The sequence below is a fragment of the Parasphingorhabdus sp. genome, assembly GCF_041748495.1.
Lineage (GTDB): Bacteria > Pseudomonadota > Alphaproteobacteria > Sphingomonadales > Sphingomonadaceae > Parasphingorhabdus.
Map to the genome: position 1 here is coordinate 1 of NZ_JBGTDD010000065.1, position 17,797 is coordinate 17,797.

A 17,797-nucleotide genomic window follows, 5' to 3' on the forward strand; every position below is an offset into this window, starting at 1 on the left:
GGTCGAAAACCTGTTCGCCAAAATCAAGGACTGGCGACGCATCCACACCCGCTATGATCGCTGCGCACACACTTTCCTGTCAGCCATCTGTATTGCTGCGACCGTCATCTTCTGGTTGTGATCAATGAGTCCTGACCCTAATCTTTTCAAATAACCGCGGCCGCGTCGCCCCCCTGCTCAGGGGGGTGAGCAAAAAATGCAGACCTCACCGAAAGCGGTGACGAAGGCTTCGCCGCCTGACGTTTCCACATGGGTATCCCCAAAACAGGGGCTGGCCCCGCACGAAGTTGATTTGATAATGACTGCTGCTACGTTTCCGACCTATGTGCGCCAAGTCCCAACCTCGCGGCGTGCCACGCTGCTTCTGCACGCGATGATATACCGAGCTTGCGATAAATCGCCTTGATGTAGCTTGCTACCGTACTTTCGGCGAGATCGAGCGCTTGGGCCACCTCAACATTGCGCATGCCCCGACCGATTAGAGCCAGAACCTCCCTTTCGCGCGCAGTCAACTCATCCTCAGGAGCAGCTGGGCCAGTGAAGCGGAAGTGCTCCATGATCCGCCGCGCGATCGAGGGTGACAATGCCGGGATACCTTGCGCCGCCTGCTTGAGCTGACGGCAAAGGGTTTCGGGCGGCTGTTCCTTGAGCAGATAGCCTTGGGCACCAGCCGCCAGCGCGGCGACGATATGGGCGTCATCGCCGATGACAGTGGTGACAACACAGATCGTTTCCGGCCGTACTAGGCGCAGGCTGCGCAGGACTTCGAGGCCCGAGCCGTCCGGCAGGCCAAGATCGATCAGGGCCAGATCATAGTCGGCTCCCGCCGCCGCCGCGATACCGGCTCGCATATTCGCTGCCTCATCGATCCGGCAGTCCGGGAAAGCCTCGCGGATAATTTCGACGAGCCAGCGGCGCGTCTCGGTGACATCTTCGACAATCAGCACACGGTTCATGGCAGAGCTCCTCCATCGGCGAGTGGAAATCGCGCTTCGATCCGGGTTCCCGTGCCGTCGCCGGAAATCTCGAAGCTTCCTCGCAGGCCGACCATGCGGGCGCGCATATTGGCCATTCCATTGCCTGACGTCGTGGCGCTTGTATCGAAGCCGCTGCCATCATCCTCAATCGAGACCGCCATGGTGTCGCCGTGATGGCGGATCGTTATGGCCATGGTCGACCCACCAGCATGTTTGATGGCGTTGCTGGTGGCCTCGCGAATGACCGAGCGAAGCGCATGGGCGGCCTGCGGTGCCAGCGCGCCGACCCGCCCCTCGTCCGCGACTGCTTTCCAGTCGAGACCAATTCCAGCCGTTGCGAGATGTTCCGCGATTTCAACTCGCAGGTCGGCCAGCGTTTCGTCCATTGAAATGCCCGGCCGGGAGGCGTTGTTGACGATGTCGCGCAGATCGGACAATGTTTCGCGGATCATTGAATCCTTTCGTCCGACCTCCTTGCTGTGCAGTGCGCTCAGCAGCTGTACGCCGATATTGTCGTGCATATCGCGGGCGATGCGCTCGCGCTCTTCGGCCACGCCGCGTTCATAGGATTGGCGGCTTTCGAGCGCATGGGCCAGCATGGCCCGCAATTCGGATGCCAGCGTCGCGTCGCGGGGAGAAAACAGCCGGCGACCGCCATCTGCATAGTCAAGCCTCAGACCCGGTAGGTCGCCGACAGATGGCAGCGACAGGCCGACGCCTTCGTCGGTCAGATCGACGGGTGTTGCTGCCGCTGCGTCGGCCCTTATATCCGTTGTGTCCATGCTCAAAGGATTGAAGACGTCCTGCAGGAGTTGCCGCCAGCGCGCGAGTTGATCGGCACCGGGCGGCGTCAGGGCGATGTCCACGACCTGGCGGAACAGATCCTTCCTGCTGACTGCACGACGGTCAATCAGGAGACGGCCAATCGCATCGCGAAACGGAAGATAAAGAAACGCCACGATCAGCAGTGACAGTCCGAAGGCGGGAATACGTTCGACCGCCACGGCAAAGATCAAAAGCGCATCGAGTGTCACCAGCAGTAGGACACCGCAAACATAGAACAGGATCCGGAAGGCCCAGTCTTCCAGCTCGAAAAGGCGGTAGCGGACGACGCCGAGGGCAATGCCGACATAGATCAAGAGGAAGAACATGAAGGCATAGCCCTGCAACAGAACCGGCGTGCTGCCGATCAGGTTCGGCACGACGATGGTCAGAACGAACGCGCCTGCACCGATGGCCACGCTGAGTCCGAACCAGGTCAGCGCGGCGCGGGCCAGTGGATCGCCGCGGGTCACCCGATACTGGACGAAAACCAGCACAAGGATGGTGACCATCGCCGTCACCACGCCCAGATGGATGCCGATCGGCGGGCCGGATACGAGCTGGAGCTGATCGACCGCCAACCAGGCTCCAAACAGCAGCGCGGGAAGCGCAAGATAGCGCGAGCGCACAAGCTGGCGCGGATAGGAAAGAAACAGCCCGATCATGCCGACCCCGAAGAGCAAGCCGCCAGCATGGTTTACGCCCGACAGAAACCGGAATATGGTCCCGTCGATGGCGAGTTCGCGGGTGCTGTAGACCGCTGCGGGAAAGGCCGAGACGAGAAGACTGACGCCGGCCAGCGCGAGAAACCGGGTGCCCCAGTCGGAACGCCGGAAACTCCAAACCCAGGCGCCGATCCAGAAACCGGCAAGACCAACGGCGATCTGTACCCAGAACGCGGCCGGGAGCGCGCTGATCGAGCGTTGCCGAAAAAGATCGACGCGCGTGCGGGACTGTGCCCCGTTGTCCCCCAGCACATAGATCTCGACCTCGTTCTGGCTCAATATCGCCTCGATCCGGCCTTGCCGGGCAAAGAAATTGCCCATTTCCGCATAAGTGGCAAAGACATCCGGCTCATCCAACCGATCGGTCGGGGTGAGATTGATGCTTTCTCCATTGGCTCCGGTGAGCGAAATCAGCGCGCCGGGCCGGGGAATATTCCGCGCCGGTCCCTCGGGATCGATGGCGTCGATCCAGATCAGGTCATATTCGGGATGCGAGGAGAGCTTGAGGCCAAGCCAGGGGGCATTGACCGCCGCCGAAACCATCAGAAGCGCAAGAACCAGGCCGAAAGCCATGGCGGCCGACAGGACTGCGACTGGCGTAAGTCTGACACGCAATAGACTTTCTCCCGAGTTGAGGCGGCAGGTTTACGCCAGACCCTCCCCAGCTGGACTAGCCCGAACAGCCCCGGTGAGCAACTCGGCCCGACCTAGTTCATCCGCACCGGCATTCATCCCCCCCGTTCAGGGGGGTGCGCAACACAGGTCATGCACTAATCCTAGTTTGGCGATTGCCGCGATGCTTGAAGGACAAAGGGAGAAGAATGGAAAACGTAACGGGGATATTGTTAGCCGCTACCTTCGGCGCTTCGACGCTTGCGGCCAGCCCCGGTGCAGCACAAGCGGATGGAGGCGAAAAGAATGCGGCGGCACTCAAATGCGCTATCAATTATTCAGAGGCGGCACACTCCGACAGGGCAGCCGAGATTGTCGCTGACTATGGTAAGATCAAAGAACAAACCCGGCATAAACAGATTGTTCAAACGTTTAGGCTCAACATCAATGCTGTCGAATCTATCGCATTGACCGGTGCTATTGACGGCACCTTAGCAATCGATTCCCGCAATCCTGAGCTTGAGCAGATGGCGATCGATCGATTGGCAAAATGCGATCGGATTTACGGCTTTACCCCCGTATTTAGCCTGAAGAGCAAGGCGGAGGCACAATCGGCTTCCGCTTCCCCGCGACTGACGCAAAGACAATGTGCTACAAGCTACTTCACTCTGGCTCTGCTGGCGCCCCGTGTCCAAGAGGTATTGCGCCCGCGTATCAAGCAGGTCGCAACTGCGGATGCCGGACGAGGGATAACCGACCAGGATATTCACAAGAGGCTAAGTGGCGACGCCCTGAAGCGGGGGTTCAGTATCCGGAATGGTCAGGAAAGGCTGGAGCCGCTTGTCGCCGAGGTTCACGCCTGTGACGCGCAATACGGCTACGAGCCGGTGAATTTATGATGTGTGGGAACTCTATGAAAAATATTGCCAGAGCGGTCTTGGGCGGCTTTGCCGTGGCGAGCATCGTGCTACCGACGGGAATGGCTGAGGCGGCCGAAAGCATAGCAGAAACGGCGAAAGATTGGCCGAGTGCGGATACGCCAGTGCTTGAAATCGGGGCAGGCGGATACACGCTATCGTTCCCGGCTCCGGAATGGATCGACCGGGCAAAGTCCTTCGTTGACGAGATAGATAGCAACAATGTCAAGGCTGACTGGTTCACCAGCGGTGCAATCAGTGGCCCACGCACCAATTGGCACAGCTGGCTCTCAGTCCAGAATGTCGATTTTAATCATTGGTATTTCCTGTCTCAACACAGTTCAGATGATCTTGATGGGCCATGCAAGACATTGGACCTCCCTGTGCAGGGCGACAACGAGCGTGCGTTGCGCCTTTGTCAGTCGCGCGGCGCAGTGGCCGGAACAATCTTTTATGGCATCCAGATTCCTAGCGATGATCGCGTCATCGTCGCGGCATATAAGATTGCAACACAGCCGTTCGTGCTCGCAGACGAGTCAACTTGGCCGATGTCGCGCGATGACTTGATTGCCATGGCGGATCGTATCGACGGTTTGATCGCCATACGAACTGACAATTGAACTATGCCTGCAAACACCATCAGCGGCGAATTCTCCCCGCACATTGAGATGGCCTTGGCTGCGTCGGCTGGAGGAGGGAACGGACAGTGAGATGATTGAATTTGGCAAGAAGGTGATTGTCGGGGGGCTCGCCACGTTGGGCCTCTTCGGTGCGGCGGGACAGGCGAGCGCGCAGGGCAGCGCCCAGGCAATTTATGAGCAAGCTTACGCCGTTGCCGCCAAAAATCCCGACGAGGCCCGCCGTTTGTGGAATCTCGCTTGCGACAAAAATCATGCGCCGGCCTGCATGGCGCTTGGGAAAAACTGGGGTGCCAGTTCGTTCTTCGGCTCCACAGTCGCCGCCGAGGAAGCGATCAAGGCCTATCGACGGGCCTGCGATCTGGGCAATGGCGAAGGCTGCATCCAGCTTGGCAATGCCCAGACACCGATCGGTCTGTTCGCTCCGCCCAGGGCAGTACAGGACTGGGACGGCGCGGCGGCGGCCTATCGCAAGGGCTGCGATCAATACCGGATTGCCAAATCGTGCCAGAGCCTCGGCTTGCTTCTTGGGCACAGCAATAACCCGAAACCGGATTCTGCCGGTCGGGCGACCTACATCAAGCGTGCCTGTGACCTCGGGCGGACGGAAAGTTGTGTCTCGGTACAGGCTGCCAGCGGGCGTACCCAAGTCGAGGCTGCCAATCAGGAACACGCCCGGAAACACGGGGCGTCCAACGGTCTTGCGCAAGTCGAGCCATCGCTGCTTGCTTTGTTGATGGAGCGCAAGGCAGCCAATGGCGGGAGCTCTGTGCTCAAGGCTGCAGACATTCCCTACTTGCAGCGGCATCTGCTGGCCGATGGCCGCATCGATGCCAATGAACGGGACTTGCTGGTCGAACTCACTCATCCGGATATCCGGGCGATCAGGATTCATCTGGTCGGTGCAACCGATCCCTGGAAAGGCGAAGGCACCACATTAGCAAGCCTTAACAGCCAGAATAGCAAGGCCTTGCGCCCGCTGCTCGAATTTAAGGCAATGGACCTCACCTGGGACGAAGCCGACCGAAAGGCCACGCTGATGCGTATCGTGCCCGCCAGTCTCCTGTCTTCGGAAATGGATGATCTGATCGAGGGAATCATCGCCGAAAGGGTGAAGGCGGACGCCGGGGCATCGACAGTGCAAAACGGCTTCGCGCCGTTTCGCTCGCTGATCAGCGACATGCATTCAGCCGTGCAGGCGCTGGAGAAGGATGGCACGATCAACAGCGAGGCCGGTTCGAATGTGCGAAAGATGTTTTATGATGCGACCAATCGCGGCATCGAGGAATCCGGCGTAAAGATCCCGCACTTTCTCTATAGATGGATGCTGGAGGTATGAATGCCGGGCGGCTTAGCGCGAGAGACCGGATTGCATGCAATGAGCGATGGATTCAATTTGCCGCTTGACAGAGGGCAAGGGATTCTGGCGCTGAGACGATAGGGGGGAACAGCATGATGTCCCAGCTAGGCCCGACCAAGAAACCTTCGCGCCGACCACCAGCACACGCCTGCCGCCGCAAGATGCCCCAGTAGCAACGATATTTGCCATACTCGCGTGCCATCGTCGGTCTCGATAAGGCCGCCCGCCCTGATCGCGAAGAATAGCCATGACACTAGCGTCGCGGATAGGGTCACTCGCCAGGAGATAAGCCCCTTGTGCCTTTCCCATAGCGCTACAGCAAGGCCGACGCCGGTCGCAGGTAGGGATCCGACAAAATAGGCGATGGGCAGGCCAAAGATTGCTCCGAAGAATGTTACAGTCAGAAAAGCGTTGATAGCTTCCATCCAGTCGCGAGCCCCAAGCTGCGGAGTTGCCGCCAGAAAGCCGAGACAGATGGATACGACCAGTTCGCCAATGGGCGGACCGAGTAACGTGAACAGGGCGGAAATACCCAAGAATCGTCCGATGGATTTCTCGCGCTTTGCGAACGCGGTACGACTGTTGCTTTTCATGCTGAAAGACTACTTTGCAGTATAAGGATGCGTACCCCCTGAACAGGGGGTGTACCGGAGCTAGATGCTCACCTATTTTACTGGATGATCGCCACTGCCCGTGGACTGGGGGAATGCGCAGCCCTTGATATGGGGACTCTCATCATCAAAATGAAATGGAGGCCGCGATGGTAAATTTGGTTTTGACCCATAATCTAAAACCCGGCGTGGACACGGAACAATTTGAAGAGTGGGTGCGCACAACCGACTATCCGGGCATGCGAGGACTGTCACGAGTGTTGTCTTTTTCCACCTACCGCATAGAAAGGCTCCTCATTGGTAACGGCGATCTTCCAGCGAACTATGTCGAAATCTTCCAAATCAAAGATTTCGAGAGTTTTGTAACCGAAGACATGCCGGGAGATATAGTTGAGAGCATCATGGGTGAGTTCATGAGCTATGTGGACAATCCGGCCTTCATGGTCGTTTCGGAAATCAAGTAGCAACACCCCTTCAATACCCCTGTTCAGGGGGGAGCACAGCGGCGGGCCCGCGTCTATGTTCCGAAAATGCAGTGACTTCCGCACGCCGGGTTACCGAAGCGAGGCGGAAGAGCATTTGGGGGGACGGCGCGAACGATGAGATTGTTTCCAACACTTGCAATATCTTTAATCGCTATGATGGTTATGGGTGCTGCCAAAGTACCTTTGGCACGCGATGGATATCGCAATAGCGCTGTTTTCAATGGCCAACAGAATATGCTTGTGACGTTATATGGTATCGCCCGCGACTGGTCGAACGCCTGCATCGGCGGTAAATCGGCATCTTGCATCAGGTTGGCAGAGGCGTTTGAGACGGGCTTAGGTGATATCACGCCCAATATGCGCATCGCCGTCGGCTATTATCTCGAAGGCTGCAAAAGGGGCTCGGGCGCTGCTTGCGCCGAAGCTGCAACAATCATCCGTGAAGGGACTGCAGCCTATATCAATCTGCCGCTGTCTCATGACACCGCACGGCGCGGCTGCGAAGAATTGGGTCATCAAAATTCCTGCGCAGTGCAGGCGCTGGCTCTCTATCGCGGCGCGGGCGTCGCGCAGGACAGGGCACGCGCGCTAACCCTGTGGGATGCGGCGTGCACCGCCAAAGCTGATCTCGGTTGCAGACTCCAGGCAGGGTCGCTGTTCAACGAAAGCACAAATACCGCGGAACACGCCACGGCACTACAGCTGTTTACGACGGCGTGTAGTGCCAAGGCATCATGGGGCTGTGCCGGTCTTGCCTATGCCTACCATCTGGGACGCGGCACGACGAAGGATGCTGCCAAAGCGGCCGGCTTTGCCCGCTCGGCATGCGAAGACGGCAGTGGCGATCGGACGCAGGGCTGTGCGCTCCATGCCCGTTATCTGGCCTATAGTGGCGATCCCAAACAGACTGAAAGGGGCAGTCTCATGATGACTTCAACCTGCCTGGCCGGCGTGGCCGAAGCTTGCAATGACGCGGGCGAGACTGGCAAGCGAAACCTGCCTGGATCAAAGCTGGCGCAATGGGAAGTACCGGTTTCGTTCCGTCAAGGTTGCGATTTAGGTCTGGCTGCTGCCTGTCGCAATCTGGGGGCGCTTTATGCCGATGGTTATGGCGGTGTGAAGCGCAACCTGCCAATCGCCGTAGCCTTGCTCGACAGGGCATGCGCGGCAAGCGATACGATGGCCTGTGAACGAATTACAGTGCTTGGCGCAGCAACGGGAGCGGCCCGCCGCCAGCGTCCGCTAATCGACCCGTCGCTGTCCTCAAGTCAGCAACTTGCCCGTGCCAGCGAAGAGGCAAAGGGTGGCAATCGCAACGCGGCATTATTCACTGTGGCCCGGCTGATGGAGGAGGCTGTTGCCGATGCCGAATGGCTGCTCGGCGGATGGATGTATTACGGCCAGCCAGGCATCTTCGATACACCCGACCGCAAGAAGGGCTTCATCCTGCTGGAAAATGCAGCGCGCCAGGGGCATATTGAGGCGGCAAAATGGGTAGGCTATGCCTATTGGACTGGGGATGGCGTGGCTGCCGACCGCGCCAAGGGAGAGGCCTATACGCTTTACGCGGCCAATCGCGGCGATGCGCAGTCGATCGGCATGTACCGGGTTATGCGCGGCACCGTGGCGCGCGAGGCAAACGAGCGGCGCAATGCTGAAATGGTCGCCGCAGCACAACGTCAGGCCAACAGCTGGAGCGCCATGTTCGCCGCCGCAGCGGCCCGGTGGGCCCAGCAGTCATCGGCAAGACCCTTAAGTTCGGGCGTCGATACCAGCGCATCATGGCAAAACCATCTGGCCCGGCAGGATCGGACCAATTTTAACAATCGTATGAATTATCTGAGCGGACGAAGCAGTGTTTGCCCGTCATTCAACCCTTATTGCTAAACGAAGAACAGGAGACATACCATGATCCGCAACGCGCTTGTCGCACTCGCAATGCTCGCGATTCCCTCAACCCTCACAGCACAGATCAACGTCAACATCGGCACATCAGACCGCAATGGTGTTTGCGGCGTCGAATATCCGTTTGATAATGACAAAAAGCTGGAAATCAGCATGCGGGCGGACAATGGCAACGTGAACATCGCGGTCCATAATCTGGACGGGAATTATGTCGACCAGGCGCTCGAGCGTGATCCGGAATTTGACATCACCTTGATATTTGACGACGGCTCGAGCGTAACCAGTGACTTTGCCGCCTATCGCGCGGGCTTTACCTATCGGGCTATGGGCGCATGGAATGACCCAGAAGGCGGTCACCCGGTTATCGCCCAGCTGAAAACGGCCAAAAGCATGGAAGTGCAATTCGAGAATGAACGCTTTGGCCCTGTTTCGACCCAGTTGCCAATGATGGGCTACAATTTACTGAAAGGCTGCGTCGAGCGAAATGGCGGTTCGATGCCGGTATAAGTCAGAGCGTTCACCCACCGGCTTTGCCGGAGGCAGTTTCCTTTGACATATACAGCCATATCCGGACCTCGCTTGCGCAAGCCAACGGTCTCAATCAACGGCTCGCCGGACATATGTTTTTCCGCAAGCACAGGGGGTGCCGGCATCAACTGGGTCCACAAACCATCGGCGCCATTTCTTACAAATGTTCCCGAAACTAACTTGTGACACTCCTTTCGGCCCGTCTGCGCTGTTTCTTCTCCAGGATTTTGCGACTGGCCGCATCCAGCAAGACAGTATCTGCCATCACCGCGCCGCGCTCGCCGATGGGCCGATCCTTGCCAATCGTAGAATCCTGAAAGGTCTGCCGTTCGGCTTCGGCGTTTAATTCCGCGCCGATCAGTACGGAATAAGCGGACAGAAATAGCCACATCAGGAAAATCACGACCGCTGCCAGCGACCCGTATGTTGCGTTATAATCGCTGATATTGGCGGCATAAAAACCGAAGCCGACCGTGATCGCGAGCCAAAGCAGCGTCGCCACGACCGACCCGAGCGAGAGCCAGCGCCATTTGGCGGGACGGCGATCCGGTGCGTAGCGGAAAAACAGGCCGAACGTCAGACTGACCAAAAATCCGGCCGCTAGCCAAGTCAGGATTTTCAGGGCCAACACGATACTGCCACCGAGATAGCCCTGGAGAAAATTACTGATAAAGCTGAACAGCGAGATAGCAATCAGGCCAACAATCGCGACGGCTGCCATGCCGATGGTGATCTGTGCCCCGACCCAGGTTGTCACGAAGAAATTGCGCGATTCATGCTCTTCGTAAATGATATTGAGAGCTTTCATCATCGCTTTTGCCGCCCGCATGGCGCCATAGATTGAGACGAACAGGGCCAAAGCCAGGCCGAAGCCCTGCGCCGCCTTGTTGGTGTTGACAATCGACAGCAATTGCTCGCGCAAGATGGTAAGCACGGCCTCGGGGAGGATCGCGGAAACCTGTTCGATACTCGCAGCCACCATATTGGGATCGCCCACCAGTCCGTATAGCAGCACGATCACCGCGATCAGCGGGACAAAGGCAAGAAAAGCAAAAAAGGCAACACCGGCGGCCAGCAACGGCAGATTGTGAAAATCGTTCATGATATAGAGCCGCTTCAATATCGCCCACCATGCGCTGAGCGGAAAATGGAGCGGAGACGCAGCACCGGCTCCCGGTGTTCCCGCTTCGATTTCAGGCAAGCTTTGCTGCTCATCCACAGGCGGGTGTTGCGGTGAACCATCGGAATCATCTGCTATCATTGCGCCGCCTCGCTTCTCGCTTCGGTCCGTTGTTGCCCATCTTCCTCTGACTCAAGGACGGTGTCAGCTTCCCGCCCTTCGGCCAGCTGCTGATCCACGTGGGCTTCAATTTCTCGCGCATCCTCGTTCAGCTGTTCAAGATTCTCCTGATATTTTTCATCAAAATCCTTTTCGCAAGCGGTCAGGACCAGCAGGGGAAAAGCGAGAAGAACCGCCCTGCCCCGCATCAATAATCCTTCCGATAGCGCACATTGACATTGGAACCACCGAAGCTACCGACCGAACTCAGAACAGAGAGAGCCGGCGTCAGGCTGATTTCCAGCTGGGTGGCGGTATAGCCCCGCGCGTCGGTGACAATTTCGACATAGACATCGTTGGATATATATTGTCCCGCCGCAATCGAGGTGCTGCGGCCGGTCTCCTCGTCGGCGCCCAATATGCGTAGTCGATCGATGCCCACGGAGGACTGCAATACACCGAGCGGGTTCAGCCCACCGCCTCCGCCGCGCAAGCCGTTGAGCGAGGAGGCCAGCTGCACCGCCTGGATCGGGGTCAGTTCGCCAATCGAATTGCCAAACAATATGCGCGCCATAATCTCATCCTGCGGCAGGCTGGGTGTCGAACTGAACGCGATCTCGGGGTTTTCGGCGCTACCCGCAATATTGACGTTGATATTGACGTCATCCGCTTCGCCGCTCGCCACGAGCCGCAAGGTCGGGTTGGTCATCGAATTGCCATCGAACCGGAGACGCCCGGATTGCAGGTCGAACGACCGTCCGGCAAAGCCCAGCGTCCCGCGGATCAAATCGATGCCGCCGGTCAGTATTGGCGTACCGGTGGTTCCGCGCACCTTGATATCCGCAGACCATTCCGAATCGAGCCCCATGCCGGTGACATAGATCTGATTGTCGGCGCTCAGATCGATATCCAGTTGCCAGTTGCTGGGCACGCCGCTGACCGGGTTGGCTTCGCCGGTAATTTTCTTGCGGCCGAGTGCCGGCTTGCGGCGAACACCAGTCAATGTAGCAACCTTGGTCGATCCTTCGTAGACGATCCGGTAACGGGTTTCCGGCAACCGGATGCGGCCGCGAATGGTCGGAGGCGTCGTTGCATTATTGACCAGCTGGATCTCGCCGGTAGCCGAGGCTGCCAGATCATTGCCCCTCGCCAGGGTTGCATTTTCCAGATCAAGCGCCAGCTGGAGCGGATAGCCCTTGGCAGAACTGAGCGAGACAAATCCCCTGCCGCTGATCGTGCCGTCACCTGCCCTGGCGGTCAGTTCGGTCACTTCCAGCCGGTCGTTGGTAAACTCGCCCCTTACCCGCATCTTGGTAAGCCGCGTGCCATATGTGTTGTTTTCATAGATCAGGTTGTTCGCGCGGACGACACCGGTCAGCACCGGCGACTGGACCCGGCCCGAGAAATCGGCAGCCACTCCGACAACGCCCTGAAGATCCTGATCCGGAAGGGCCGCGAGCGAGAACAGGGTGCTGGCGGGACCATTATAGCGCAAACCGCCGGACAAAGGTGCCGCTAACAATCTTGTCGTCCAGGATCCTGCGCCTGGTGGCAGCGGAGTGAGATCAACCTGCATCCGGCCGATCGGCGCGCCCCTGCGCCGGAATATCACCCGGGCATTGCCGCCATCGGCCAATAGCAGTCCAACAAAATGCACGTCGACAGGTTGCGAAACCGACGCGACGCTGGTCCGGGTAAAATTGTCAATCTGCAACCGTGCATCCGCTTCCGGAAAGGCGCTGGGCGAGCTTTGCGCAAAATCGAGACTGCCGGTCGCGATGCCGCCCAGACCCAGTCCCGGCATCATCGGATTGATGATAGCGAGATTGACATCCTTTAGCCGGCTCTGGATACGGAAACCGCGACCATAATCGCCGGCCAGCTGAAGGCTGCCTCTGGACAGATCAATGGTCGTCGGCAACAATGTATATGCATCACCCGCGGGAATGATCCTTGCAGCGCGGCGGGTTTTGAATTCCACGCCATTGGCGCGACCATCCAACGCCACACGCCAAAGCTTCGGATCAAGCACGGCGTTGGCGGCAAACCGGAACGGCACCTGATTGCGGCCTTCGGCCATGACCTTTGCAGTGCCCTGTCCGCCTCGATAATCAATCTTCGCCCGCGCAGCGGCAATCTGCAATTCCTGCATTACCAGGCCCTGGATCTGAACATCGGCAACCAGCTGCGGCTGATCGTATAAAATGATATCGGCGTCGATGATCGCCCGCTCGAGGGCGAGTCCGGCCGGTCCCGGTAGCTGCGTGTTGAGGGCCGTTGCCACGACGATCGCACGCTGCTTGCCGCTGAACGCGCTCAACATCACCTCGCCATCCACCCCGGAGCCGTTTGCCGCCAGTTGCCCGGCAAAGGGACCGGCAGCGGTTTGCCGGATGCGCCCGGTCAATCCGACCCCGGCGAACTGCGTCCCTGCGTTCACGTCAATGGTCAGCGGGCCACGGCCTGCGAGAATATCGACATTGGCGTCGAAGGGCCCGTAATCACTGTCGCCATCCGCAACCACCACATAACCACTGGCATTACCTCTTATCGTCGCGATGACATTGCTGGCCCCTACGCCGAGGCCGGGACGGGCGGCCGCGAGAGTGGCAACCGGTCGCGCCACGGTGCCGCTGACCTTGACACCGAGCGGGCCATATTGATTGGACATGCCTTTGGCTGCAAAATTTATGCCGCCGGCGGGCGTGTAGCTGCCGCTGCCCTCGGTCAGTCGGAAGGACGGTGCTGCAACATTCAGGCTTTTAACCCGAGCGATACCATCGCTGCCATAGGATATATCAGCGACGATCAGGCTGTTACCCCCGAGAAATTCGCGCGCACCATCGTTGAATATCTGGCTCGACCGGGCACGAACGGTGCCGGACAAGGCAAAGGCGCCATTGCTGCCGGACGTCAGGTCGATATTGCTGTCGACATTGAAGATGCCCACGCTTTCCACACGATAGCCATTGATCCGCCCCTTGAGACCACCCGTATAAATTCCCTGGTTGATGTCAGCGACAACCACAGCGGTGGCATTGATCCGGTCGGAACTGATCTTGAGATTGTCGGAGAGGAGCCGGCCGCTGGCAAAGGCGAAATCCCCGTCCAGCCGGACATTGGAGAGCAGGGCCCCGATACCTTCGTTGAGTCCCGCTATCCGTTGTGCCCGCGCTTGCAAGGGAATGCGCCACTGTTCTGCTGCCATTTTGGCGCTGCCGCTCGCGCGCAGGCCGATCACCGTCGTATCGGCAAAGCCGATGCGCGCCGCATTGAGCGCATAATCTATCGTGGGCGCAGCAAAATCGCCGTTCAGGACAATAGTAGCGGCAATACCCGCGCCGCTGAGATTGTCGGCAATGACCGAGGGCCTGAGCAGGCGAAAATCAATATTCAGATCGCGCATGCGGTTATTGCCGAGATCGATCAGGCCGTTGGCGGCCAGCCTGAAATTGTCGCTGCCAACCTCGCCTGTGATATCGAATTTTCGTTCTTCGCCAGTCGCGGTCAAGTCAATATTCGTGACCGGTTCCAGCATGTTGCGGCCGGGCCCTGAAACGAATAATCCGGGGCGGGCCTCGCCGCTGATGCCGAAGGTGCCGTCGCGCGCCGTAATGGCGATGTCGACTAGCCTGGCATTGCCGCTGTTGCCTTTCAACGCGCCATCCCATTTTGTCCAGTCGCCTTTGCCGTTCAGCGCCAGGCGGACCGGCTGCCCGGTACCGGTCAGGCCGGCAAGCAGACCGTTGGCCGGAGCATTCAGATCGAGCGCGATATCGAGATCATTTTTGTCCGGAACCGCATTGAGACGGAAGGCGAGCCGGTCTCCACCCGCAACCCCCGGCGCGTTCAGTGCGCGCATATTCCCGTTCACGATGGCCCGAGCGTCCGCAATCTTCACGTCCGCTGCTACCTGAAGCAGGTGGCGCTCGCCGGTTACGGCCCTGGCAATGTCCAGTTCACCGATTTCCAGTTTCCCGACATCGATATCGAGGTCCGGCAGGAAAGGGCCTTCTGAAGGGGTCGGCAGCAGCTCGGGCATGCGCAAGAATTTTGCCGAGGGAATGACGAGCGAGCGAATATCCACATGACTGCCAATGAAGGCAAAGGGTCGCCAGTCCATTTTCACGCTGTCCGCTGTTGCAAACACGCCTTTCGCATCACGGATTTGCAGATCGAGAATTTCCATCTGGCCGTACAGCGATCCGTTGATCTGACCGACTTCCAGCTGCAATCCGTTTTCAAATTCGAACGCCTCGATCTGCTTCTCGACAAAGCGATGGCCGCTGCCGCTGTCCAGCCAGATATAGGCCGCGAACAGCAGAACCAATATCAGTGCCAGCGGCGCTCCCAGCCAGATACCCAATTTTGAAACCCACAATCTCTGAGAGCTCGATTCGCTGATGGCTTCGGAGTCCGCCATCAGAACGCCTGACCAATGGAAACATAGACTGATATGCGCGATTCACCCGGCTGACGATTGATCGGTGTGGCCACGTCGACGCGGAGCGGGCCGAAATTGGTATAAAAACGTCCTCCGAGGCCAACGCCATAGCGCAGATTGTCAAAACCGGGAGTGGAGCTGGTATAGACCTGACCGGCATCGACAAAACCGACCACACCGTAATCGCCAAAGCGGTAGCGTATTTCCGCCGCTGCTTCGACTAGGCTGCGCCCACCGATCGGGCGGTCTTCAATGTCCTTGGGACCCAGCTCCTGATAGCCGAAGCCGCGCACTGATCCCCCGCCGCCGGCATAATAACGACGCGAAGGCGCGATCAGCTCGCGCTCCGCGCCGGCAATGGAACCGACCCGGGCACGCCCGGCGAGTATGATGCCGTCGTCGATCCGGTAATAAGCGGTCCCCTCGAACAGGCCGCGGCCGTAAATCTGGGTGCCGCTGCCCAGCGACGCCTCGGGAGAAAGCTTGGCCGACAGGCGGAAGCCTTCAGTGGGATCAAGCAGGCTGTCGGTGGTGTCAAAGGTCACTTGCCCGGGCAGCGCGGCGACATAGAAAGTCCGCCGGTCACGCGCACCGGTCGCAAAGTTGAAATCCTGTTCATTGGTGCCCAGAATTTCGAAACCATAGCTGTAGCTCAGCCGCTTTTGCCAGATGGGTGTACTGTCGTAGGAAATGCGGCCCGCCAGCCTGCCGGTGAAGGCTTCATACGCCTCGAAATCACTGTGCAGGGCCGACAGCCCGAGCTCGACCGTGCGATCGCGCCGGCCAGCATTGCTGCGCCGGAAGGTCAGCGATGCACCCTGTTCCTGCGTTCCGGCAACCGCGCTTGCGATCAGCGCACCTTCCGGCGGGAATAAATTACGATGCGTCCAGCTGCCTTCGACCCGGAACCCCTGTCCGGTTCCATAGCCGGCGCTGCCTGCCAATGTGCGTGCTGGCCCTGCCTCTTGGTCAACATTGATGGTGGCATATTCCGTGCCATCCGGCCCTGGTTCCCCGCTGGGCGATGACTTGACCGAAACAATCGAAAACAGCCCCGTTGCAACCAGCGCCTTGCGCAGATCATCAACCATCCGGCTGTCATACAGCTCGCCCTTTTCGAAGCGACTAAGAACCGCGATATGGTCCGCATCAAAAACGGTCGTGCCAGTGGTGATAATCTCACCATAGCTGCTGCGCGGTCCGGTCTCGATCGGCAGCGTATAATCGCCAGTGCCGGTTTCGGGATCGAGCAAGATGTCGCGCTGACCGATTTCCACAAAAGGATATCCCTCTTGCGGCAGGACCACCGCGATATTGGCTTCCGCCGCCAGCACCCGCTCGGCTACGATCGGCTCGCCTATGTCCGGGACAAAATTACTTGTGATCAGGTCGTCGGGGATTACCGGTTCGGCTTGGAACATGATCGCCCCAAAATCATAGCGTTTGCCTGGTGAAACCTGAAACACCACAGTCAGCACCTCGCCTTCGGTTGCGGGCAGCTCGATCGCCCCGTTCACCGTCGCATCAAAAAACCCCTGGCCGGACAGGATATCGGAAAGCAATTGCTGGTCTTCGCGCATCCGCGCGGAAACCATGGCGCCATTTGCGGCTCTGCCATCGCCGTCTTCGAGCGCCGAAAGATCCTCGAACAGCCCTCGAAGATCATCGGCGCTGATCGGACGCACCTGCGTTCTGCCGCTTTCATCCAGAACTTCGAGACCATCGATCCGATAGTCATATCGCAACGACGAGGCCGGCGAGCTGTCGTCGGCTTCCGTATACTGGCTTTCATCAAATGGCTCGGCATCAAAACTGTCGATTGGCGTAAGCGGATCATCAATTTCCGGATCATTGACCGGCGGGTCGGCTATCAACTCGACTGGGTCGCCATCCTGCAATGCTGGTAAGGCGGCGACGCCATCGTCGACATCTTCCTGCCGCGCTTCACGTTCCAGACGCTGCTGTTCCGTATCCCAGTCGGCGACGCTACCCATTGCCGCTTCCGGATCACCGTCAATCGGAGGAATGGTCGCGTCAAATTCCGCATCGTCAATGATGGGTTGGCGAGGATCTTGCTCGGTCGTCTCATTATCTGAATCTTGTGCAAACGCGACCGCCGGGAATAGGCTGCCCACCGAAAAAACTGCCGCGACAGCCCAAAAACTCTTGCCGATACCCATTCTGATGCTGAATCTACTCACACGCCTTAAGTGTTGGAACACTTTGTTTCATCTCGCCGACCCTTTCTCGATACAAATTTTTTCGAGAATGCAGGATCTCGGTATATACGCTTGAAGACGGATTTGGTTCCCGATCATGGGCAATGGAATGAACAGTTCGCGGACCCGTGTCGCTCTGTTGATGGGCGGTTGCCTTATGTCCAGCAAAGTTACACCAATACCGATGGAATGATAGCAAAGCCATGGCGTCAGCAGAAACGTGATTCCGATCATTTGCGCTGCTTGCGCCGAAGATATCAACAGCTGGCTGGAGG

The 17,797-nt window shown here is 58.5% G+C and carries 14 protein-coding genes; 7 read left to right on the top strand and 7 right to left on the bottom strand.

The genetic code is table 11. The features are described 5' to 3' along the window. Window positions 1-121, top strand: a 121-nt coding sequence (locus ACEW8J_RS05285) for a transposase (RefSeq protein ID WP_373489845.1), incomplete at its 5' end; no start/stop codon positions are given. Between the two features lie 187 nt (window positions 122-308). Here ACEW8J_RS05285 and ACEW8J_RS05290 read toward each other — a convergent pair. Both ACEW8J_RS05290 and ACEW8J_RS05295 read right to left on the bottom strand, forming a co-directional pair. Further along, entirely contained in the window at window positions 309-956 is a 648-nt protein-coding gene (locus tag ACEW8J_RS05290; protein ID WP_373490597.1) for a response regulator, read from the bottom strand. Next, window positions 953-3,139: a sensor histidine kinase gene (locus tag ACEW8J_RS05295; protein ID WP_373490598.1), complete on the bottom strand. Its 2,187-nt coding sequence runs from the start codon at window positions 3,137-3,139 to the stop codon at window positions 953-955. Before ACEW8J_RS05295 ends, ACEW8J_RS05290 begins: the two co-directional genes overlap by 4 nt. 206 nt (window positions 3,140-3,345) lie before the next feature. Here ACEW8J_RS05295 and ACEW8J_RS05300 point away from each other — a divergent pair, with 206 nt between their 5' ends. The 3 genes from ACEW8J_RS05300 (at window position 3,346) to ACEW8J_RS05310 (ending at window position 6,030) form a co-directional block, all read left to right on the top strand. Further along, window positions 3,346-4,035, top strand: a complete 690-nt coding sequence (locus ACEW8J_RS05300) for a hypothetical protein (protein WP_373490599.1) — start codon at window positions 3,346-3,348, stop codon at window positions 4,033-4,035. A 14-nt stretch (window positions 4,036-4,049) separates the two neighbouring features. Further along, window positions 4,050-4,673, top strand: coding sequence for a hypothetical protein (locus ACEW8J_RS05305; RefSeq protein WP_373490600.1), 624 nt, complete (start codon window positions 4,050-4,052; stop codon window positions 4,671-4,673). Between the two features lie 91 nt (window positions 4,674-4,764). Further along, entirely contained in the window at window positions 4,765-6,030 is a 1,266-nt protein-coding gene (locus ACEW8J_RS05310) for a tetratricopeptide repeat protein (protein ID WP_373490601.1), read from the top strand. Window positions 6,031-6,155: 125 nt separating this feature from the next. Here ACEW8J_RS05310 and ACEW8J_RS05315 read toward each other — a convergent pair whose 3' ends face one another. Then, window positions 6,156-6,644: a hypothetical protein gene (locus tag ACEW8J_RS05315; protein WP_373490602.1), complete on the bottom strand. Its 489-nt coding sequence runs from the start codon at window positions 6,642-6,644 to the stop codon at window positions 6,156-6,158. 167 nt (window positions 6,645-6,811) lie between these two features. Between ACEW8J_RS05315 and ACEW8J_RS05320 the strand changes: the two genes are divergently transcribed. From ACEW8J_RS05320 to ACEW8J_RS05330, 3 genes are all read left to right on the top strand, one after another. Beyond that, window positions 6,812-7,126 (top strand): hypothetical protein, encoded by a 315-nt coding sequence (locus tag ACEW8J_RS05320; RefSeq protein ID WP_373490603.1) that lies wholly within the window; start codon window positions 6,812-6,814, stop codon window positions 7,124-7,126. Between the two features lie 255 nt (window positions 7,127-7,381). Beyond that, on the top strand, window positions 7,382-9,034 hold the full coding sequence (locus ACEW8J_RS05325) for a tetratricopeptide repeat protein (RefSeq protein ID WP_373490604.1): 1,653 nt from the start codon (window positions 7,382-7,384) through the stop codon (window positions 9,032-9,034). Between the two features lie 21 nt (window positions 9,035-9,055). After that, window positions 9,056-9,559, top strand: a complete 504-nt coding sequence (locus ACEW8J_RS05330; RefSeq protein WP_373490605.1) for a hypothetical protein — start codon at window positions 9,056-9,058, stop codon at window positions 9,557-9,559. Between the two features lie 196 nt (window positions 9,560-9,755). Here ACEW8J_RS05330 and ACEW8J_RS05335 read toward each other — a convergent pair whose 3' ends face one another. Genes ACEW8J_RS05335 through ACEW8J_RS05350 form a run of 4 tightly spaced genes read right to left on the bottom strand, consistent with a single transcriptional unit; the run spans window position 9,756 to window position 17,504 of the window. After that, window positions 9,756-10,841, bottom strand: coding sequence for a YihY/virulence factor BrkB family protein (locus ACEW8J_RS05335; RefSeq protein ID WP_373490606.1), 1,086 nt, complete (start codon window positions 10,839-10,841; stop codon window positions 9,756-9,758). Then, on the bottom strand, window positions 10,838-11,068 hold the full coding sequence (locus ACEW8J_RS05340) for a hypothetical protein (RefSeq protein WP_373490607.1): 231 nt from the start codon (window positions 11,066-11,068) through the stop codon (window positions 10,838-10,840). The genes ACEW8J_RS05335 and ACEW8J_RS05340 overlap by 4 nt, the downstream gene beginning before the upstream one ends. Further along, complete coding sequence (locus tag ACEW8J_RS05345; protein ID WP_373490608.1) at window positions 11,068-15,282, bottom strand: translocation/assembly module TamB domain-containing protein; 4,215 nt, start codon at window positions 15,280-15,282, stop codon at window positions 11,068-11,070. Before ACEW8J_RS05345 ends, ACEW8J_RS05340 begins: the two co-directional genes overlap by 1 nt. Next, window positions 15,282-17,504, bottom strand: a complete 2,223-nt coding sequence (locus tag ACEW8J_RS05350) for an autotransporter assembly complex family protein (RefSeq protein WP_373490609.1) — start codon at window positions 17,502-17,504, stop codon at window positions 15,282-15,284. Before ACEW8J_RS05350 ends, ACEW8J_RS05345 begins: the two co-directional genes overlap by 1 nt. Window positions 17,505-17,797 lie beyond the last annotated feature (293 nt).